General features: G+C 45.0%; 19 protein-coding genes. 4 read left to right on the top strand and 15 right to left on the bottom strand.

Annotation, left to right across the window (positions count from 1 at the left end):
• From ileS to murJ, 3 genes are all read right to left on the bottom strand, one after another.
• Nucleotides 1–1,577: isoleucine--tRNA ligase (ileS, locus tag AND4_RS16720; protein WP_009844159.1), on the bottom strand; the 1,577-nt coding region annotated here is incomplete at its 3' end.
• 64 nt (nt 1,578–1,641) lie between these two features.
• On the bottom strand, nt 1,642–2,577 hold the full coding sequence (gene ribF / locus AND4_RS16715; RefSeq protein WP_009844158.1) for a bifunctional riboflavin kinase/FAD synthetase: 936 nt from the start codon (nt 2,575–2,577) through the stop codon (nt 1,642–1,644).
• A 70-nt stretch (nt 2,578–2,647) separates the two neighbouring features.
• Nucleotides 2,648–4,210, bottom strand: coding sequence for a murein biosynthesis integral membrane protein MurJ (gene murJ, locus AND4_RS16710; protein WP_009844157.1), 1,563 nt, complete (start codon nt 4,208–4,210; stop codon nt 2,648–2,650).
• A 292-nt stretch (nt 4,211–4,502) separates the two neighbouring features.
• Here murJ and rpsT point away from each other — a divergent pair, with 292 nt between their 5' ends.
• On the top strand, nt 4,503–4,763 hold the full coding sequence (gene rpsT / locus AND4_RS16705) for a 30S ribosomal protein S20 (RefSeq protein ID WP_005447926.1): 261 nt from the start codon (nt 4,503–4,505) through the stop codon (nt 4,761–4,763).
• A 131-nt stretch (nt 4,764–4,894) separates the two neighbouring features.
• Here rpsT and AND4_RS16700 read toward each other — a convergent pair whose 3' ends face one another.
• Together AND4_RS16700 and nhaR are read right to left on the bottom strand one after the other, a co-directional pair.
• On the bottom strand, nt 4,895–5,200 hold the full coding sequence (locus tag AND4_RS16700; protein ID WP_009844156.1) for a metalloregulator ArsR/SmtB family transcription factor: 306 nt from the start codon (nt 5,198–5,200) through the stop codon (nt 4,895–4,897).
• A 126-nt stretch (nt 5,201–5,326) separates the two neighbouring features.
• The gene (nhaR, locus tag AND4_RS16695) at nt 5,327–6,217 is read right to left on the bottom strand and encodes a transcriptional activator NhaR (RefSeq protein WP_009844155.1); all 891 of its coding nucleotides are present in this window, start codon (nt 6,215–6,217) and stop codon (nt 5,327–5,329) included.
• 374 nt (nt 6,218–6,591) lie between these two features.
• On the opposite strand from nhaR, the gene AND4_RS16690 reads away from it, so the two are divergent.
• The gene (locus AND4_RS16690) at nt 6,592–7,740 is read left to right on the top strand and encodes a Na/Pi symporter (protein WP_009844154.1); all 1,149 of its coding nucleotides are present in this window, start codon (nt 6,592–6,594) and stop codon (nt 7,738–7,740) included.
• Nucleotides 7,741–8,099: 359 nt separating this feature from the next.
• Here the strand turns inward: AND4_RS16690 and AND4_RS16680 are convergent, their stop codons facing one another.
• From AND4_RS16680 to rppH, 5 genes are read right to left on the bottom strand one after another with little or no spacing between them, the layout of a single operon-like run.
• On the bottom strand, nt 8,100–8,951 hold the full coding sequence (locus tag AND4_RS16680; protein ID WP_009844152.1) for a thymidylate synthase: 852 nt from the start codon (nt 8,949–8,951) through the stop codon (nt 8,100–8,102).
• Between the two features lie 9 nt (nt 8,952–8,960).
• On the bottom strand, nt 8,961–9,782 hold the full coding sequence (lgt, locus tag AND4_RS16675) for a prolipoprotein diacylglyceryl transferase (protein ID WP_009844151.1): 822 nt from the start codon (nt 9,780–9,782) through the stop codon (nt 8,961–8,963).
• Nucleotides 9,783–9,821: 39 nt separating this feature from the next.
• Complete coding sequence (locus AND4_RS16670; RefSeq protein ID WP_009844150.1) at nt 9,822–10,613, bottom strand: sulfite exporter TauE/SafE family protein; 792 nt, start codon at nt 10,611–10,613, stop codon at nt 9,822–9,824.
• Nucleotides 10,614–10,620: 7 nt separating this feature from the next.
• A complete protein-coding gene (gene ptsP, locus AND4_RS16665; RefSeq protein ID WP_009844149.1) occupies nt 10,621–12,867 on the bottom strand; it encodes a phosphoenolpyruvate--protein phosphotransferase in 2,247 nt (748 codons plus the stop codon).
• Between the two features lie 9 nt (nt 12,868–12,876).
• Nucleotides 12,877–13,395, bottom strand: a complete 519-nt coding sequence (gene rppH, locus AND4_RS16660) for an RNA pyrophosphohydrolase (protein ID WP_009844148.1) — start codon at nt 13,393–13,395, stop codon at nt 12,877–12,879.
• A 617-nt stretch (nt 13,396–14,012) separates the two neighbouring features.
• Here rppH and mutH point away from each other — a divergent pair.
• The gene (mutH, locus tag AND4_RS16655; protein ID WP_009844147.1) at nt 14,013–14,693 is read left to right on the top strand and encodes a DNA mismatch repair endonuclease MutH; all 681 of its coding nucleotides are present in this window, start codon (nt 14,013–14,015) and stop codon (nt 14,691–14,693) included.
• Here mutH and AND4_RS16650 read toward each other — a convergent pair whose 3' ends face one another.
• Nucleotides 14,694–15,005: a DUF6482 family protein gene (locus tag AND4_RS16650; protein ID WP_009844146.1), complete on the bottom strand. Its 312-nt coding sequence runs from the start codon at nt 15,003–15,005 to the stop codon at nt 14,694–14,696.
• Nucleotides 15,006–15,156: 151 nt separating this feature from the next.
• On the opposite strand from AND4_RS16650, the gene AND4_RS16645 reads away from it, so the two are divergent.
• Nucleotides 15,157–16,191 carry an NADP(H)-dependent aldo-keto reductase gene (locus tag AND4_RS16645; protein ID WP_009844145.1) on the top strand — a complete coding sequence of 345 codons (1,035 nt, stop codon included), beginning with the start codon at nt 15,157–15,159 and terminating at the stop codon, nt 16,189–16,191.
• A 123-nt stretch (nt 16,192–16,314) separates the two neighbouring features.
• On the opposite strand, the gene AND4_RS16640 is transcribed toward AND4_RS16645, so the two are convergent.
• The 4 genes from AND4_RS16640 to AND4_RS16625 form a co-directional block, all read right to left on the bottom strand.
• Nucleotides 16,315–16,566, bottom strand: a complete 252-nt coding sequence (locus AND4_RS16640) for a hypothetical protein (protein WP_009844144.1) — start codon at nt 16,564–16,566, stop codon at nt 16,315–16,317.
• Between the two features lie 507 nt (nt 16,567–17,073).
• Nucleotides 17,074–18,408 (bottom strand): cyclic-di-GMP-binding transcriptional regulator VpsR, encoded by a 1,335-nt coding sequence (gene vpsR / locus AND4_RS16635; RefSeq protein ID WP_009844142.1) that lies wholly within the window; start codon nt 18,406–18,408, stop codon nt 17,074–17,076.
• Nucleotides 18,409–18,653: 245 nt separating this feature from the next.
• The gene (gene lysS / locus AND4_RS16630) at nt 18,654–20,186 is read right to left on the bottom strand and encodes a lysine--tRNA ligase (RefSeq protein ID WP_009844141.1); all 1,533 of its coding nucleotides are present in this window, start codon (nt 20,184–20,186) and stop codon (nt 18,654–18,656) included.
• Nucleotides 20,187–20,220: 34 nt separating this feature from the next.
• Nucleotides 20,221–20,534 (bottom strand): peptide chain release factor-like protein (locus AND4_RS16625; protein ID WP_043991817.1); only part of this gene is annotated, 314 nt, incomplete at its 5' end.

The following is a 20,534-nucleotide window of genomic DNA, read 5'->3' as shown; positions in this document are numbered from 1 at the left end:
GCGTCAGCACCCAATAGCTCAGCAATATCAAGATCCCACCATGCTTGGATGCCTTTTTCTTCAACCAACTTAGCGACTTTCTCGATCAGCTCTAGCGTATTTGGATGCAGTTCTGCTGTTTCTTTGTGAACAAACAGAGCAATTGGCACACCCCAAGTACGTTGGCGAGAAATACACCACTCAGGACGTCCTTCAATCATACCTTCAATGCGGCTTTGGCCCCACTCAGGCAACCACTCAACGTTCTTGATTGACTCAAGTGCTTTAGCACGCAGGCCTGCTTGGTCCATAGAGACGAACCATTGAGGTGTTGCACGGAAGATGATCGGCGTTTTATGACGCCAACAATGCGGGTAGCTGTGCTCGTAGGCGTGATGATGTAGTAGTGCACCTTTTTCTTTCAGCACTTCTACAACTGCATCGTTTGCCTTAAATACGTGCTGACCAGCGAATAGCTCTGTGTCCGGCAAGTAAACACCGTTAGAACCCACTGGGTTAGCCACTTCTAAGTCGTATTTGTTACCAACAACAAAGTCTTCTTGACCGTGACCAGGAGCCGTGTGAACAACACCAGTACCTGAGTCAGTGGTTACATGATCACCAAGGATCGCTGGCACAGTGAAATCATAGAAAGGATGCTGGAATTGAGACAGCTCTAAATCCGCACCTTTTGCAAAGCCTAGGTTATGGAAATGCTCGATACCTGCACGGTCCATCACGTCTTTCGCTAACTCAGCAGCCACGATGATACGCTCAGCGTTCTCGCCTTCTGTTTGGATAAGCACGTATTCAAGATCATCACGTAGACATACTGCGCGGTTAGCTGGCAGTGTCCAAGGTGTCGTTGTCCAGATCACGATAGATACGTCACCCTGACCTTCATGACCTTCAGTTAGATCAAACTTCGACAGTAGTGCTGCTGTATCTGCCGCTTTAAAGCGAACATCGATTGACGGTGATACTTTGTCTTTGTACTCAACTTCTGCTTCAGCAAGTGCGCTGCCACAGTCTGTACACCAATGAACCGGTTTAAAACCTTTTAGTAAGTGACCTTGGCTTGCGATCTTACCAAGTGCACGGATGATGTTCGCTTCAGTTGCGAAATCCATAGTGCGGTATGGCTTGTCCCACTCACCCATGATGCCAAGACGCTTGAAGCTCTCTTTTTGACCTTCAACCTGACCTGCAGCGTATTCACGACATTTTTCGCGGAACTCAGCTGCGGTCACTTTTTGACCTGGCTTGCCTACTTTCTTCTCTACCATCAACTCGATTGGTAGACCGTGGCAGTCCCAGCCCGGGATGTAAGGGGCGTCAAAACCTGAAAGCGTCTTGGATTTAATAATAATGTCTTTAAGAATCTTGTTTAGTGCGTGACCAATGTGAATGTCACCGTTCGCGTAAGGAGGGCCATCGTGCAGTACGAATGACTTTTTGCCTTGCTTAGCTTTACGGATTTCACCGTAAAGATCTTCTTTGTACCAACGCTTCAGCATTTCTGGCTCACGATTAGCCAGATTGCCGCGCATTGGAAACCCTGTTTCAGGTAAATTCAGGGTATCTTTATACTCACTCATCGATTCTTAATTCCGTTATATTGGGCGAAAGTTAGACATTATGTTGCACGGTGGAACAAACCGTTCAACGCTTAAGCTGACGCAGCCACACCCTCGCTGCTTCAGCATCCAATTCGATTTGTTGTTTAAGTGCTTCAAACGACTCAAACTTTTGCTCATCTCTGAGTTTGAGCAAAAGTTCCACTTCTAGCTGCTTGCCATATAAATTGGCGTGAAAGTCGAATAAATGTACTTCTAACTGCTGGCGAACACCATTCACTGTTGGTCGTTTACCAATGTTCGCGACGCCACCAAATGGCTTATCTTCTAAGCCAAGTACTTGAACAACATAGACTCCGGAAACCGGAGAAACACAGCGTTTCAATGGAATATTTGCGGTAGGGAACCCGATAGTTCGACCCAGCTTTCTTCCGTGTGAAACACGACCAGCGATACTGTAATCTCTTCCCAGCATCTCTTGCGCACAATCCAGATCATCACGAGCCAGCGCTTGGCGGATAGCCGTGCTGCTCACTCGTAGTTGCTGTAAACAAAAACTCTGGGTACTCACAACCTCAAAGCCGTGCTTTTTCCCGGCTTCTTGCAACATTGCAAAGTTACCCGTTCGACCTTTGCCGAAACAAAAATCATCGCCGACCACCAGAAACTTAACACCCAATCGACCAACCAACAAGTCACGGATAAACTCTTCCGCTGTGAGGTCAGCAAAACGACGATTGAAGTTAACGCACAGTAAGCGATCAATATCGAGCTTGCTCAACTGAACAAACTTATCGCGCAGTCGCGTTAGCCTCGCTGGTGCCTTATTTCGAGCGAACAACTCCATCGGCTGAGGCTCAAAAGTCATCACAACCGAAGGCAACGAAAGTTTCTCTGCTTGTTCAGACACTTGCTGCAATACTTGTTGATGGCCTCTGTGTACGCCATCAAAATTGCCAATAGTCAGCACACAGCCATGATGGCGTGACTTGATATTGTGGATGCCTCTGATCAGTTCCATTGGGTACTGCTTTATGCCTCTGTTTTTACTTTGCACTGTGTGAAACTGACGGATTATATACCAATCAAGCTTACTCTGTCCCAGCTTTTAAGTCTTTTAAACGAACACCGAGTAAAAACACCGTAGCAAGGTAAACGCCTGCACCGAGTAAAATCAACATTCCCAGCGTGCCACTTCGTTGAACAAAACCCCAATTGAGCCATACCGATATATCTTCCAGTTGCCATAACATGACGGCAACCATAGCGGCACCACCTAAAATTAAACGCGTAATAAAGAAGACAGTTCGTTTGGTGACTTGATACACACCAGCAATGTGTAAACCGCGATAAAGTAGCGCCATATTCACGAAGGCTGAGAGTGCTGTCGCGATCGCTAGGCCAACGTAACCATAGAAGTAGGCAAAGATCGCGTTGAAGACCATGTTAGTCAGCATAGCGATGATGCCGTATTTCACCGGGGTTTTAGTGTCTTGGCGAGAGTAATAACCCGGCGCAAGGACTTTAATCAACATGAAGTTAAGTAAGCCAGAAGCGTACGCTAACAAAGAGAGGGAGGCTTGATGCACATCTTGCGGAGAAAATTCACCACGCATGAAAAGCACCATTAACATTGGCTTCGCTAGCACCATCAAACCAAGCATCGCCGGAATACCCAGTAAGGTAACCATACGAACCCCCCAATCCATAGTGTGCGAAAAACCCTCACTGTGCGAATCAACGTGCTTGCGTGACAATGCCGGCAGAATTACCGTCGCAATCGCGATGCCAAACAGTCCTAACGGGAACTCTAACAAGCGATCTGAATAGTACAACCAGCTGATCGAGCCAGTTTGCAAGAAACTAGCAATAAAAGTATCAAACAGTAAATTGATTTGGCTGACTGACACACCAAATAAAGCAGGAATCATCAGAGTGCGGATCTTCACCACACCCGGATCGTGCCAACCCCATTTTGGCTTGACCATAACACCGGCTTTAATAAGGAAGGGAATTTGGAATAAGAACTGAACCAAGCCACCAAGAAAAACACCAATCGCAAGACCAATTTCTGGCTGCGATATCTGCGGCGAGATAAACCAAGCAGCTAAAATGATCATCACATTAAGGAAAACGGGCGTAAAAGAAGAGACGGCAAACTTACCTAATGTATTGAGGATAGCTCCCGAGAGCGCAACAAAAGTGATGAACCATAAATAAGGAAAAGTAATCTTGAGCATCACGCTGGCAAGTTCAAATTTCTCAGCTGCGGGACCGCCATGCATCCAATCCAAGAACCAACCAAAACCAAAGAGTGCCGTCACCACACCAGAGCCCAAAACCCCGAAAATGGTAACAATAGAGACAATCACACCTAACGTACCGGCCGCACGAGCAATCAGCTCACGGGTTTTATCCATGTCTCCTTGAGCGTGACTTTCCGTTAATACTGGCACAAAAGCCTGAGAAAACGCGCCTTCAGCAAACAAACGACGCAAGAAATTAGGAATTTTATTGGCAAAAAAGAAGACGTCGGCGCTCGCACCGGCTCCCATCAAGTTTGCTACTACTACGTCACGAACTAAACCTAGCACGCGCGAAATTAATGTCATGGCACTGACGATCATGCCAGACTTGAGCAGTCGTTTACTCACTGTAACCTCGGAATATCACCAAAAGATTGCCAACCCTATTCCTCTAAGCCTTTGAAAGCTACAAATGGGTGTTAAAATATATCCGTTTATTGTCAGAACTAAGCGGATAATTATTAGCAATGGTATAAAAATGCTGTTAGAATCCTCGCCATCTTAACCGCGATGACCTTTGTTACCAAAATTTGTTTTGGTTAGATTGGTTTTTGCACAAATCATTTGACATTTAGGCGCAAGTGGGGCATAGTCCTCGGCCTTAAATTGTCATAGAAATAAGTTTTTGGGAGTTAGACCCTTGGCAAATAGTAAATCTGCTAAGAAGCGCGCTATCCAAGCTGAGAAACGTCGTCAGCACAATGCTAGCCGTCGCTCAATGATGCGTACTTACATGAAGAAAACTGTTGCTGCTATTGAAGCAGGCGACAAAGAAGCTGCAACTGCTGCATTTGCTGCAGTTACACCTATCCTAGACCGCATGGCGACTAAAGGCCTTATTCACAAGAATAAAGCAGCTCGTCATAAGTCTCGTTTCACTGCACAAATCAAAGCTCTTTAATAGAGAATAGATTTCAAAGTGAAGAAAAAACCGGCTCAGGCCGGTTTTTTTATCTCCAGAATTTGGTGTCACTGAATTCTAGATGTAAAAAAAGCTGGCAATGCCAGCTTTATTTATTTTGTGACCTGTCATCACACGGTAGCAACTCTACAATAAAGGCCATGAAGTGTTTGAATAAGCTCTTTCACTTGATCACTCTTTAATGTGTAGTATACCGTTTGTGCTTCTTTTCGTGTCGCAACTAACTCATCGCGTCGAAGCCAAGCTAAATGCTGAGACAATGCCGACTGACTCAACTCCAGCTTTACACAAAGCTCTCCAACCGAAAGCTCTTGATTATGCAGCATGCAAAGGATTTGTAGGCGTCTTTCATTTGCCATCGCTTTGAGCAACACGACAGCTTTGGCGGAGTTTTTCTCCATTTCTTGTAAATTCATGTGCTGTTCCTCTAGCTACAACGTACTTTCCCCAACCCTGGCCAGTTTGTTGTGTCACAAAGATTTTATAATTTCGAGTTATAATTTTATCGATAGTAATCTATTTATTTGCGCAACGAAACGTGTTCATTCAAACAATTGGCTAAAATCTGCATCACAAACGTTCTTTACTGCTGGATGCTGTATCATTCGTTCGGCGAAGATCACGTAATACTCTTCCTTAAAGTCGTCCACGTGCCCAATCAATTGCAAATTACGATCATCCTCAACCTCAGACATATATACAGTCGGAGCTAAGAAAATGATATCATCGCGATAGCGAGCAAACGCCTTCATTAACGCTACATCATCAAATTCGCCTAAAACATCTGGCTGCAATCCTTGACGATCAAACCACTGCAGAACTTTGCGTCCCATGGCCGTTCGGCTTGCTGGGATAAGTAATTTCTTCTTCTCTAAGATCTCAGGAAACTTTACCTCTGAGATTTCAGACGAAGCGAAAAAACTCATACTGCTTTCGCCCAGTTTTTTACTGAACAAACCTGGACTTTGCGTCGAATCTACCGGACAGTCAGAAAGAATCATATCCAACTTGTGTTGTGATAAACGCTCCAACAGCAGTTCGTGGGTCGATTCATAACAGCGCAAGTGGATACTGTTGTCCTCAGGAACCGTGGTCATCAAAACTTTACTGACCAAGCGTTTTGAGAGAGCATCGGCAACGCCAACTTCGAATAGAATATTGGAGTGCTGGCTGTAGTTGACGATATCGAGCATTTCGTAACTCAACCCAAACATACGATCTGCGTATTTAAAAACCAGTTGACCTAACTCTGTTGGCTCAACCGTACGACCATTGCGCTTGGTTAACTTCCCACTCATGCGATCTTCCAGCGCTTTAATCTGTCCGGTAACCGTCTGAGGTGTCAGAAATAATGCATCCGCTGCTTTGGTTACAGAACCTTGCTTACACACCATCCAAAAGTAATAAAGATGGTTATAGTTTAGGTGCGACATATCCAATCCTCAGAAAGAAAGTGACACTTCTTATATCAAATGTGCCGATGACAAACAATCATTTCGACAAAACCTACAAAAATAAAAAGAAAGTATTAGTTTTCCCGAAGTAACCATATTCATATTGTCATATAACCTAAAGCAAAACACACTTTTTCAATCTTTCCTTAAAACACCCTAACAAAATAAAAAATCAATGCAATCAATATCTTAATTTCATTATAAATATCACGCACGCAGACGTACAAAAAAGAATAATAAAAAATCTCTATAGAAACCTAACTGTCATATTACTGAAATATTTCATCTCTAACATCGCCCTCAGTTTCAACAACAGACCAAACAAACAAACTGAAAGGTCCACGGAGAAAATTATGATGAACCAAGCTACTTCTACAGCAGCACCAATCTCGAGCACGACTCGCTGGTTACGCTGGGCTAACTTGGCATTCATGTTGTATCTGCTTCTTCTAGCAGTATCTATGGTTGGTAGTGGCTTCAAATGGGCGACTGGCGATCAAGCGAAAGTACTCTTTGAATTTGCATCTCACCCAGTCGCAGGTCTAATGATCGGCTTGGTGGCAACGGCACTGATCCAATCTTCAAGTACCGTCACTTCTATTATTGTCGGCTTGGTGGCAGGTGGGCTACCCGTAGAAACCGCAATCCCTATGGTTATGGGTGCTAACATAGGTACAACCGTAACGAACACACTTGTTTCGCTTGGTCACGTTCGTTGTAAAGACGAATTCAAACGTGCATTTGCAAGTGCAACAATCCACGATTTCTTTAACTTACTTGCAGTATTGATTTTCCTACCGTTAGAAATGATGTTCGGCATTCTAGAGAAAATTTCTCACTGGTTAGTATCACCGCTACTCAACACGGGTGATATGAGCATGAAGGGCTTCGATTTCATCAAGCCAATCACTAAACCAGTAGTAAGCGCAATCAAAGAGCCGCTAGCCACATTCGGTGACACTATGGGTGGCGTAGCGCTAATCGCTCTGGGTATCGGTACTATTTTCGTTGCTATCACGGTTATGGGTAAGCTAATGAAGAGCCTCATGGTTGGTCGTGCACGTGATATCCTTAAAAATGCAATCGGTCGTGGCCCTATTCACGGTATCGTATCGGGCTCTGTCGTCACTGTTCTTGTTCAATCTTCTTCCACGACAACAAGTCTAATGGTCCCACTAGTAGGCTCAGGTGTCCTGAAAGTACGAGACATTTACCCGTTCACTCTAGGTGCAAACATAGGTACATGTATCACGGCTCTACTCGCAGCAACAGCTGTATCAGGTGAGTTCGCCGTATTCGCGCTACAAATTGCCCTTGTGCACTTAACCTTCAATATTCTGGCGACACTGCTCATCTTCGGCATTCCGTTCCTGCGCGAGATCCCAGTAAAATGTGCAGAAATGATTTCAGAAATGGCGGTTAAGAACAAAGCAGTTGTGGCAGGTTACCTACTCGCGGTGTTCATCGTGCTGCCAGGTTCTATCCTTGCTTTGACAGCATAATCGTAAGATTACCATCGCATATTTTAGGCTCCACTTTGGTGGGGCCTTTTTTCGTTTTGGAGAGGCGAGAGACAAGAGACAAGAGACAAGAGACAAGAGACAAGAGACAAGAGACAAGAGACAAGAGACAAGAGACAAGAGACAAGAGACAAGAGACAAGAGACAAGCTTATTTTGTCTTTTTGGGGACAAGTCCTGTCAACGCCTCCCAGAGCCAAACAGCTTTAATGCCCCCTTCAACATTCACCTCTCGAATCTCGAGCGCAGCGTTCTGTAGGGCGAAGCCCGTTCCCTGCTCCCCCGCCCTTCGAGCGTAAAAAAGCCGCCCATGAAGGCGGCTCAGGAAACTCAAACTACTCGTTAAACAGAGAACGGGTACTGAATTGGGTCATGGTGCTCGTAACCTTCTACCCAGAAGTCATCTAGGGTTACCCATGTTTCTAAATCTTCAAGAGACTTGATTTCTGGGTTGATGTGAAAGGTTGCCGCTTTTAGTGGTTCACGCTTCAACTGAATATCGCGCATTGGTGCAAGCTGATCTTCGTAAATGTGTGCGTTAACAATCTTATGGTATGCCTGACCAGGTTTCTTACCCGTAATTTGCGCCATGATTGCCAAGAACACATACACTTGAACCATATTGAAGTTCAGACCCAGCGGAACATCACAAGAGCGTTGCGTGCTGTTTAGGTACAGCGTGTCACCTAACAGTGAAAAATGGTGGCTATACATGCATGGGCGTAAACAGCCCATGTGAAACTCACCTGGGTTATAGAAATTTAGGATTTCGCCGCGGTCATCAACCCCGCGCGTCAAGTCATCCACAATCTTACGCAACTGATCAATATGACCACCATCTGGTTTCGCCCATGCACGACCTTGAACACCATATACGCGTCCCATGTCGTCTTCACCTTTACGAAAGGGGTTGTTCAGCCATGCTTCATTTAGGTTTGCGTTCGCATCCCACGTTTTCGTCCCTAGCTTGCGGAACTCTTCTGCGTTGTCGTAACCACGAATGTAGCCAAGAAGCTCAGCAACGGCGGCTTTCCAAAAACTTTTACGCGTTGTCACTAATGGGAATTGGTTATTGGCAACATCGTAGCTCAAGTCTGCGTTGATCACCGTTAGGCAGCGTTTACCTGTACGTTCATTTTCAACCCAAGTACCTTGGTCAACGATACGCTGACACAAATCTAAATACTGTTTCACACCAATTCCTTACTTCGTTTCTGCTTGGAGCTTGTCTTGGTAAAGACCACGTTTGTATGCCCAAACCATCATAAGAATACCCAGAATGATCATCGGTGAAGATAGGATTTGCCCCATCGAAATGTAACCACCAAATAGACCAAGCTGTGCATCCGGTTCACGAACAAACTCTATTAGGAAGCGGAATGTACCATATCCAGCTAAAAATAACCCAGACACCGCACCTAAAGGACGAGGCTTTTTGATAAACCAGTTAAGAATAAAGAACAGCACAATACCTTCTAAGAACATCTCGTAAAGCTGAGATGGGTGACGAGGCAATGGGCCGCCATTCGGAAAGACAATCGCCCACGGCACGTCTGTTACGCGTCCCCAAAGTTCACTGTTCATAAAATTACCCACGCGGCCCATGCCAAGGCCAAATGGCACTAGCGGTGCAGCAAAGTCAGCCACACCAAAGAAAGTTCGACCATTCTTGTGCGCATACCAGAACATTGCAGTGATAACACCCAGTAGACCGCCGTGGAAAGACATACCACCTGTCCACACTTTAAATAGGTACAGAGGATCGGCTAAAAACAAATCAAAGTTGTAGAAAATTACGTAGCCAACACGACCACCAATGACTACGCCGAGGAACCCAGCAAACAACAAGTCAGAAACTTGCTCACGTGTCCAACCACTCCCCGGCTTATCTGCGCGGCGGTTTGCCAACCATAGTGCGAACATAAAACCGATTAGGTACATCAAACCGTACCAACGAACAGAAACAGGACCAATAGAGACTAAAATTGGATCAATATTGGGGAATTCTAAATATCCCTGAGACATAACTCATTCTCTTCTAATTACTAATAAAATAGGTGGACTTTACAGCAGCATAGTCGCTGCAACAAACATCAAAAATACGGCAAAGATCTTCTTCAAGACCGCCGTAGGAAGGTTGGTGGCGATTTTAGCGCCGACTTTTGTGGTCAGCATCGAGGTCATCGCTATCGCAGCCAGAGCCGGCAGATACACGTAACCTAGGCTGTAATCTGGTAGTTCCTCAACGTTGTAGCCATGTATGATAAAGCCAATCATGCCAGAAATCGCAATGACGCAGCCACACACCGATGAGGAGCCTACCGCTTTACGCATTTCAATACCATGCTTGTTTAGAAACGGTACTGACAGCGAACCACCGCCAATACCAGCAAGACTCGATACGACACCAATGCCCGTACCGTACATGACAGTAACCGGACTACTCGGCATTGGCTTCTCACTTTTCGTTTTAATCGATCGAAACATCTGTGCTGCAAGACACAGCACGATCACACCGAAAACTTTAGGCAGATAATGGGTTGGGATCCACTCCGCAATATTGGCGCCAACAAAACCGCCGATGACGACGCCAGGCATTAACCATTTAATGACGAACATATCGACATTGCCAAGCTTAAGGTGATTGAGTGCAGAAGAACCTGAGGTAACTATAATGCTTGCCAGTGACGTTGCTAATGCCATATGCATGCTCATTTCAGAGGGAATACCAGCAAGAGGAAGGAGATAAAGCAGCGCAGGTACGACGATCAACCCACCTCCAATGCCAAGAAGCCCCGCCATTACGCCAACAAAAGCGCCTAGCGCGAGCAATAATATAAATAAAGAGATGGTCACTGTTACCCTACTTCTTACCTGAACGTATAAAGCCGGCAAAGCCTTGCTGGATAAAGAAATCATGCATCATTTGATGGATTTCTTGGCCATAAGAGCAAGACATAGCCGTTTCGACGAGTTTTTCTAGTTCTTTGCGTTGACTATGGCGGATCAAATATTTCACCTTGGCCACATTCGAGGTGTTCATGCTCAAACTGCTGTAACCTAAGCCCAACAGGAGCAGCGCACCAAATGGATCACCCGCTAGCTCACCACAAATACAAACAGGTACCTGATACTGGTGACAAACATCGTGAATCTGTTTTAAGGCTAACAACACCGCTGGATGCATGGATTCATAGACATCCGCAACGCGGGAATTGTTCCGGTCGACCGCCAACAAATATTGCGTTAAATCATTCGTGCCGACAGAAACAAAGTCAACACGGTGAGCGATAGCAGGCAGCAGGTACACCATAGAAGGCACTTCGATCATCACTCCAACCTTTGGTGCTTGAATGCGATCATCGAGTAAAACGACCTCGCTATAAGCTTGATTGATGAGCGTGACGGCATCTTCAAGCTCTTTAATGCCAGACACCATAGGTAATAAAATGCTTAGGTTCTGACTTTCCGCACTCGCCCGTAGCATCGCTCGCAGTTGGATCAAAAAAATATCAGGGTGATCTAACGTAAAACGAATACCACGCCAACCTAAGAATGGATTGTCTTCATCAATTCGCAGATACGGCAGTGGTTTATCACCACCGATATCCAAGGTACGCATGACAACGCGCTGATGGGCGTAACTGTTGAGGATCGCTCGGTACTGATGATACTGCTCATCTTCAGAAGGAAAGTGATGCTGAAGTAAAAAAGCGATTTCTGTTCGATACAAACCAACGCCATCGACACCTGAATTGATAGCAATGTTACTATCCGCACTCAGACCTGCGTTCAGCATCACTTCAACATGACAATTATCTTGTGTAATCGCTGGTAATGCTAAATCTTTGTTCACCATGGTGAATAACTCAGACTCTTCAATTATGAGGCTGCGATACTCGCGAAGAAGCTGTCTATTCGGTTCGATGTAAATCTCGCCAGTGTAACCATCGACAATGCCCTTCTTGCCATTCACCACGCTGGCATTGATGTTCGCGCCCATGATGGCGGGTACACCCAATGCACGTGAGAGAATCGCGGCATGAGAATTTGCTGCCCCCTCTAATGACACCACAGCTAACAGGTGCTGTTTTGGAATCGATGCCAATAAGGTAGCAGTCAACTCGTTGGCAATCAAAATCACAGGGCGATCTATCGAGGCCTGCTCTTGCTCGCTGTTGTGTAAGAAATACAGTAATCGTTGCCCCAGTTCGCGAACATCCTGCGCCCGTTCACGTAGATAAACGTCAGACATGCGTGCGAAGCGGTTTGAGTAAGTTTCGACAACTTGACGCAAGGCCCAATCTGCTCGGTCCCCCTTCTCAATCTGTTTCTTCAGATCGCCACGCAGCATAGGATCATTGAGTAAGTGGGTGAAGAGGTCGAAGATCGCCAAAGCATCTTTATTAATTTCACTATCGAGCTTTTTCCGCATACGGCGAAAATCGCTCAACGCTCTTTCTACTGCGACCGCAAGTAACTCATGCTCACGATCCTTATCAAGTGCACAAGCTGGGAACACGTCACTTAAGTTAGGCTGGGTATTATCAAACCAGAATTCTCCAATTGCGATACCACTAGAAGCGGGCTGCCCTTTGTTCACTTTTGGTTTAGACGCCAACTGCCAATACCCAAGATTTTGCGCATGGGCTATCTGTATTGCAATCTGCGCTGATAGAGTCACCAGGAACGACTCTTCCATCTCACTGAACAGGCGCGGCGCCTTCTGCTGGATAACCAACACACCTAACACTTGCTTACGATGGATAATCGGAGTGCCGAGAAAAGAGTGATAAACCTGCTCACCCAATTGCGGAAAGAATTTGAAATCAGGATGGCTGGAGGCCTCAGCTAAGTTTAACGGTTCCGCACTGCGCGTCACTAAACCAACTAAGCCTTCATTGAAGTTGATATGAATGCTATCGCCTTCAAAAATAAGGCCTTGAGTTGCCATTAACTCAAGGCGCTGCATTTCTTCATTAACAAGGTAAACCGTACAACACTCAGTGCATAGGGCGGCACAAGTCTCTCTTACTAAGATATCGAGAGCCAAGTGCACGTCATCGACTCTGGAGAACTTCTCAACTACTTCCCTTAGCTGACTGAGCATGTTTATCCTCTATCTACGTTGTTTTTTTCTTTTCCCTTTCGTCTTGCGCTCTCGAAAAGGCATGGCTAAAGATGCAAACTCTTTCATCGCACGACGGTAAACGTCTCGCTTGAAAGAAACAACTTGCCTAACTGGATACCAGTAACTGACCCAGCGCCAACCATCAAATTCAGGAGATTTCCCACGCTGCATATCGATGAGTGATTCATCGCAATCTAGTCGCAGCAGAAACCATTTCTGTTTTTGGCCGATACAAACAGGCTTGGAGTCCCAACGCACCAATCGCTTAGGTAGCTTATATCTCAACCAGTGACGACTTGTTGCGATGATCTTAACGTCTTTTTTTGTCAGACCGACTTCTTCGTATAATTCCCTGAACATGGCTTGTTCAGGGGTTTCACCTTCGTCAATCCCACCTTGTGGAAATTGCCACGAGTGTTGCCCGTATCGTTTAGCCCAAAAGACCTGACCATGGTTATTACATATCACAATACCAACATTGAGTCGGTAACCATCGCCATCTATCACTGGCTAACCTCTATGAATAATTTTCTCTTACCGTGATTTTTCCACATATCCCCATTACTAGCAAACTTACTGATGTGATATGAGCAAGATTTATTACCTTTTGACTAACTTTGGATATCTTTTAAACAAATATTATCTTATCAACACAAGACTGAGATATAGCCCACATTTATTCACCTTTTCTGTGAGTAACTTTGTGAAGAAAATGATATCAAGAAAAAAACCTGCTCAAAACTATCACAACCAATTATTTTAAATAGAAGAAAAAACAAATCCAAAACATTGATTAAAAACAAATAAATTATAAAAAATGTAATTTAACGATCCTTATTTACTTGATGATCTTTTCACCAAACACAGATCGGTCAAAGATCGTGCAATCGATGATTTATCCACATGCAACAGGTAGGACTTCACGATATATCAATAAAATCAAGTCTCAATCCCAACTTAAACCCCTGTTTATTCATCCAGACCACGAAGGGATCCTCTTGGTTACTCCATAGGCTGTGGATAAGTTGTAAATTGATCATTATTAATCCAGCTCGATGAAATCTTAGACAGAGGATTTTATTCAAATTTGTTAGAATACTTTTTTCCAAAAACACCTTGTCATTATGAAACCAGAACCAAGATCCGAAGCTGAACTGATGGAACGCGCACAAAACATTGCTGGGCTTAACTTTGCTGAGCTTGCTGAAGAGGCAAACATCACTGTTCCTGAAAACTTAAAACGAGACAAAGGTTGGGTTGGTCAATTACTAGAATGGCATTTAGGCGCGCCTGCTGGCAGTAAGCCTCAGCAAGATTTTGCGAAACTTGGCATAGAACTAAAAAGCATCCCGATCGGTTATTCTGGAAAACCATTAGAAACAACCTTTGTCTCTGTGGCACCGTTAACTGGTGTCCAAGGCTTAACATGGGAAACCAGCCATGTGCGAAATAAGTTATCCCGAGTACTTTGGGTTCCGGTCGAGGGCGAACGGGAAATCCCACTGACAGACCGTCGTATCGGTAATCCACTAATATGGTCTCCCGATCAAGAAGAAGAGCTGATTCTAAAAAACGATTGGGAAGAATTGATGGAGTTGATCGTGCTGGGTAAGTTTGATCAAATTTCCGCCAGACACGGAGAGGCATTACACTTGCGTCCGAAAGCCGCAAATGCGAGAGCTTTGACAGAAGCGTATAGCTCGCACGGCAAGCCGACCAAAACCTTGCCTCGAGGATTCTATCTCAGAACACAGTTTACTGAGCAGATTCTACTGAAGCATTACATTAACGCTCAATCGGAATGACTAATGCGTCACCAATGACAGTTCAATATCACAGTAAGAGGCTGCACCATCACTACCAAATTCATCGTACGCGTTGTGCAGTCTCAAGTAGGCCTTATCAATCCCTAACCTAAGCAGTTCCTCTTTTACCATATCTAACGATCCAAAATGAATCGTATCTTCACCGTCTTTGATCGGCTCTAATTGGTGTTTATACTCCACTGCTAATAAATAGTCAGAGACATCAGAACAACCTATAACAAAGACCTTTGGTGTTTTGTAAGAGTCCTTGTGGTGGCCATGCAGCCACATGTCGAGTTGATGCTTCTGCATAATACTCCTCCTTCCAAGATCTCTTAAGTCTAGTTAGCGTATTGATAAGTTTCGAGTTAACGATATAGATAAACCTAAATAATTTGCGACCAAGACTAAAAATCCCCTATATTGTAATGACTTATTACTCGATAATTCTCAAGGATGTGAAATGCAATATACAAAACTACCGCACTCATCTCTCGAAATAAGTAAGATCTGCCTTGGCACCATGACATTTGGTGAGCAAAATACTGAACAAGAAGCGCATCAACAGCTCGATTTTGCCCTCGATCATGGCGTGAATTTCATCGACACTGCTGAGATGTATCCGGTACCACCGAAAGCCGAGACGCAAGGGCTTACAGAGCAATACATTGGCAAATGGCTAGCGAAAAACGGCAAGCGCGAGAAAGTCGTCTTAGCGACAAAGATCGCTGGTCCGCGTAACGTTCCGTATATTCGTGAGAACATGAGCTTAAACCGCCGACACATTCATACCGCAATCGACGATAGCTTACAGCGCCTGCAAACCGATTATGTCGACCTGTACCAACTGCACTGGCCGCAACGTCAAACTAACTGTTTTGGTCAACTTAACTATCCTTACCCAGACAGGCAAGAAGAAGTCACTCTGATCGAAACGCTTGACGCTCTGGCCGAGTTAGTCAAAGCAGGCAAAGTACGTTATATCGGTGTGTCGAACGAAACCCCATGGGGTGTGATGTCGCTGCTGCGTTTAGCAGAGAAACATGATCTGCCGAGAATTGTTTCTATCCAAAACCCCTATAACTTATTGAATCGCAGTTTTGAGGTAGGCTTGTCTGAGATCAGTCATTACGAAGGCGTTCAGCTACTGGCCTATTCGCCACTTGCATTTGGCTGCCTGAGCGGTAAATACCTGAACGAAGCAAAACCAGAAGGTGCGCGTTGCACCATATGGCAGCGCTTTGCTCGTTACTTCACTCCACAAGGTATCAAAGCCACCGAAACGTACGTAAACCTAGCTCGTGACCACGGTTTAGATCCTTCACAAATGGCACTCGCTTTTGTCAATCAACGCCCATTTGTCGGTTCAAATATCATAGGTGCAACCAACCTCAAGCAACTCAAATCAAACATCGACAGTATCCATGTTCATTTAAGTGAAGAATTGCTCAATGACATCCAAGCGATTGGCACCACTTACTCGAACCCGTGCCCATAACGTCTCATTTCTTAATAGACCAAAACAAAGAGGCTGATCACAATGATCAGCCTCTTTGTTGCAGCGAGTTAAACCCAAGTTGAAGCGAATATATGTAAGTCACCACTCAACCTGGGTTACTGATTAGGTCAGTATTCGCGAAGTTAACACTCGGCGAAGATGACGAACTCGACGATCAACTTTTACGGCATCTGGGACACTGGTCTTCGCTGAGCGACCATCCGCATCGAGACCAATATCTTTTAGTAAGTGTTCGTTAGTCCATGGAATATCATGTGCACTGCGACGAACCATACGTTGCCATTGTTTTTCTTCACGCTTTAGATCGGCTTTAAGTAGCAGAGTGGCGAGTTTTAGATAGATAGAGTGACGCATAATGTATTCTCCAAATTGCAAAAATGAGCGACCGGGAAAAATAGTGCGTAATTGGACAGAAAAACTTCTGTTGAGACTAAGCCGCTACTTTTCCGCAGCCTAGTAAAATAGATAGGTTACGGATTAATTAAATCTAGTGAGCCAGTGGGATTCTGTTGAATCGCATCAAAGGTTGAGCGAACAGCAGAAATACGAACAGCGCAAGCAGTGGTATTAACAAACTTGTGTTTCATCTTGCGCCTCCCAGCTAAAAATTAATCCGTGATTGATGTGGTATAACTCTTTGAGTTACGGTTAAATTCTAAGCAATCGGATATATTTATCAAACCATTTTTGTATTTTTGCCTAAAAACAAACCATTCATCTGATATTTAGTTGCATATGGATTTACAATTAATAGATTCACCTAGTTGATGTATTAAAATTCGATTTTTATAAATGCCCGTCTACTGCAAACAAAAAAGGAGCGACATGACGCTCCTTTAATCTTGCTGCCAGATAGAGGGGTTATGCCGTCTGCTCTGAAATCAAGTTGTGTTTGTTCAGTAACCGATACATGGTAGCGCGCGACACACCCAGCTCTTTTGCAGCATTTGAGACCTGACCAGAGTGCGATTCCAGCACCACCAGCAATGCATCGCGTTCACTCTTCTCACGAATCGACTTCAGACTGCGTTTTGAGTCATTACGCTGGGGCAAGTCTAGATGATGCTCTTCAATCATTACGCTATCAGACATCAGAACTGCGCGTTTCACTTGATTCATCAACTCACGTACGTTGCCCGGCCAGAAGTAACGGGTCAGCACTTTTAAGGTTTCTTCAGAAAAGCTCTTCGCTTGTGAGTTGTACTCTTTTGAAAACTCTTGTAGATAGAATCGTGCCAACAATGCAATGTCACTTGCACGTTCTTTTAAGCTTGGTACGTTAATACGTAACACATTGATATAATGATAAAGCTCTTCATTGAAGTCACCGTCGATCAATGCTTTTTCGACATCCGAGGAGTTTGCAGCAAGCACACGAACGTTGACATTTTTCGCGCCATCACGAGTTTCAATCATGCCCTCTTGTAGAAAACGCAGAAGGTTGAGCTGCTGCTCTTTTGGGATGGTCAAGATGTCGTTGAAAAGAACGGTACCGCCATCGGCTTGCTCGAGCAGGCTTGGTCCCATATCTTCCTCTGCATCAATTCCAAATACCTCTGCTTGGAAACGTTGCTCATTGAGAGCACGACAATTAATCGATAGAAACGGCTTGTGTGAACGTGAAGACACTTTATGAATCGCACGCGCAACGGCCTCTTTACCTGTACCGCTTTCCCCGTAGATCAGAATGCTCACGTCCGTTGGGCCGATACGCTTGACTTGGTCACGTAAGCGTTTAATTGGGATAGATTCACCAATCAAGCCCATGTCTAGGCTATTACCAAAGCTCGGCCATACTTTCTTTTCTAGTTTCAGCATACCCAATTGGTGGCCAATGGTACTCAGTAGCTGTGCATCTGGGATTGGCGCAGTAAAAAAGTCGATACAGAAGTTCACAATGAATTGACAGATGGTATCCGCTCCTAGCTGAGATTCACGGATAAACGCCAACCAACGCACGTGTTTGTGAGAACTGACCAAGTTTGCTAAACCGTTAAGACTGAACTCATCATGGCTGAGGTCAACGATGCCGATGCATGGTCCAATATCTTCTAACAATGTGTTGGCTTTGCGCAAATCACCGACCTGATGGCACTTCCACCCCACTTGTTCTAATACTGATAACCAAGGTTCATAAGCACCGCCAACGACGACTAGCGATCCCGGAATCGAATCCATCTTAAACTGCCCAGCCATTCTTTAACCCTTATTGATTGTTGATAGTAATTTTGCATCACAAACCCACATCTGCGAGCGGGTAACATTATCGAGACTGTACTCAATTAAGTCTGTCTCAATATTAAGACTATGCAACAGATTGAGATTTGGCGAATACTAATCCATCAATAGCATCCGCTGTAGAATGCAACTAGTTGAATCAAATGAAGTTTAAGTGAAAAAAAAACCACCCGAAGGTGGTTTTTTATGATGATGTCAGGCGATTAGCCTTGTGGGCGCATCGCTGGGAATAGGATCACGTCACGGATGGTGTGCGTGTCAGTCAGCAGCATAACCAGACGGTCGATACCAATGCCTTGACCTGCTGTTGGCGGCAGGCCGTGCTCTAGCGCAGTAATGTAGTCGGCATCGTAGAACATAGCTTCGTCATCACCAGACTCTTTCGCTTCAACCTGTGCTTTAAAGCGTGCATCTTGATCTTCTGCATCGTTAAGCTCTGAGAAGCCATTTGCAACTTCACGGCCACCGATGAAGAATTCAAAGCGGTCTGTGAAGAACGGGTTGTCATCGCTACGACGAGCCAATGGAGAAATGTCCGCTGGGTAACCTGTAATGAAGGTTGGCTGCATTAGCTTAGGTTCTGCTGTTTCTCCAAAGATCTCTTCGAGAAGCTGACCACATGTCCAGAAAGGTTCGACTTCAACATGAACAGATTTCGCGATAGAAACCATTAGGTCACGGTTTTGAATGTCTTCTTCTGTCAACGCTTGGATTTGCGCGTGGTCTGGGTTGTAGTGCTTGATTGCTTCGAACATGCTCATACGAGTGTAAGTGCCACCAAACTCAACCGTGTCATCACCGTAAGGCATAGACGTTGAACCTAGAACTTCTTGAGCAATTGAGCTGAGTAGTTCTTCAGTTAGGTCCATTAGGTCTTTGTAATCCGCGTACGCCATGTAGAACTCCATCATCGTGAACTCTGGGTTGTGGCGTGGAGAAAGACCTTCATTACGGAAGTTACGGTTGATCTCAAATACGCGATCAAAACCACCAACGACGAGACGCTTCAGGTATAGCTCAGGCGCGATACGCAGGTACATTGGCATATCTAGCGCGTTGTGGTGCGTAATGAATGGACGCGCACTCGCACCGCCAGGGATAACGTGCATCATTGGCGTTTCAACTTCCATGAACTGTTTAGAGATCATAAAGTTACGAATTGCAGACATCACTTTAGAACGCACAACGAATGCTTGGCGAGAGTCTTCGTTAACGATTAGGTCAACGTAACGTTGACGGTAACGCATCTCTTGGTCAGTTAGCCCGTGGAACTTCTCTGGTAGTGGACGAAGTGCTTTGGTGAGCAATTCGAACTCTTCCATGTTCACGTATAGATCGCCTTTACCAGACTTGTGTAGCGCGCCTTTCACACCGATGATGTCACCGATATCTAGACCTTGGTATTTTTCTTTTAGTACTTTTTGAACCGCTTTATCAGCATAAGCTTGGATGCGACCAGACGTTTCTTGAATGACTAAGAATGGACCACGTTTAGCCATGATACGGCCAGCAATTGATACTACGTGGTTTAGCGCTTCCAGCTCTTCTTTCGTCTTTTCACCGAACTCTTTTTGAAGGTCGCCCGCTAGTGCGTCACGACGAAAGTCGTTTGGGTGGCCGTTTGCTGTGCAACTCTTTCGGATTGCATCCAATTTAGCGCGGCGTTCAGCAATTAGCTTGTTCTCTTCTTGTGTAGAGGCTTCTTGTACAGTTTCGTTTTGAACAGCATCAGTCATTTTCGATGTATCCTGTTTTTGTCGGTGAAAAGCTTTACAGACCTGATTTCAGGCTAGCTTCAATAAATTTGTCCAGATCGCCATCAAGAACCGCCTGAGTATTACGGTTTTCAACACCCGTACGGAGGTCTTTAATGCGCGAGTCATCCAATACATAAGATCGGATCTGGCTTCCCCAGCCAATGTCAGACTTAGCGTCTTCATTCGCTTGTTTTTCCGCGTTTTGCTTTTGCAATTCAAGCTCAAATAGCTTCGCTCGAAGCTGTTTCATTGCCTGATCTTTGTTCTTATGTTGAGAACGGTCATTCTGACACTGAACCACGGTGTTCGTCGGTACGTGCGTAATAC

This window comes from Vibrio sp. AND4 (genome assembly GCF_000171815.1).
GTDB lineage: Bacteria > Pseudomonadota > Gammaproteobacteria > Enterobacterales > Vibrionaceae > Vibrio.
This window is presented reverse-complemented; position numbering and strand designations above follow the sequence as displayed.

Coding starts and splice junctions, on each gene's coding strand:
- AND4_RS16650 (WP_009844146.1), bottom strand. CDS start 15,005: ATGCAGAAGCATCAACTCGACATGTGGCTGCATGGCCACCACAAGGAC.
- AND4_RS16700 (WP_009844156.1), bottom strand. CDS start 5,200: ATGAATTTACAAGAAATGGAGAAAAACTCCGCCAAAGCTGTCGTGTTG.
- mutH (WP_009844147.1), top strand. CDS start 14,013: ATGAAACCAGAACCAAGATCCGAAGCTGAACTGATGGAACGCGCACAA.
- ribF (WP_009844158.1), bottom strand. CDS start 2,577: ATGGAACTGATCAGAGGCATCCACAATATCAAGTCACGCCATCATGGC.
- AND4_RS16640 (WP_009844144.1), bottom strand. CDS start 16,566: ATGCGTCACTCTATCTATCTAAAACTCGCCACTCTGCTACTTAAAGCC.
- nhaR (WP_009844155.1), bottom strand. CDS start 6,217: ATGTCGCACCTAAACTATAACCATCTTTATTACTTTTGGATGGTGTGT.
- lgt (WP_009844151.1), bottom strand. CDS start 9,782: ATGTCTCAGGGATATTTAGAATTCCCCAATATTGATCCAATTTTAGTC.
- AND4_RS16690 (WP_009844154.1), top strand. CDS start 6,592: ATGATGAACCAAGCTACTTCTACAGCAGCACCAATCTCGAGCACGACT.
- lysS (WP_009844141.1), bottom strand. CDS start 20,186: ATGACTGATGCTGTTCAAAACGAAACTGTACAAGAAGCCTCTACACAA.
- AND4_RS16645 (WP_009844145.1), top strand. CDS start 15,157: ATGCAATATACAAAACTACCGCACTCATCTCTCGAAATAAGTAAGATC.
- ptsP (WP_009844149.1), bottom strand. CDS start 12,867: ATGCTCAGTCAGCTAAGGGAAGTAGTTGAGAAGTTCTCCAGAGTCGAT.
- vpsR (WP_009844142.1), bottom strand. CDS start 18,408: ATGGCTGGGCAGTTTAAGATGGATTCGATTCCGGGATCGCTAGTCGTC.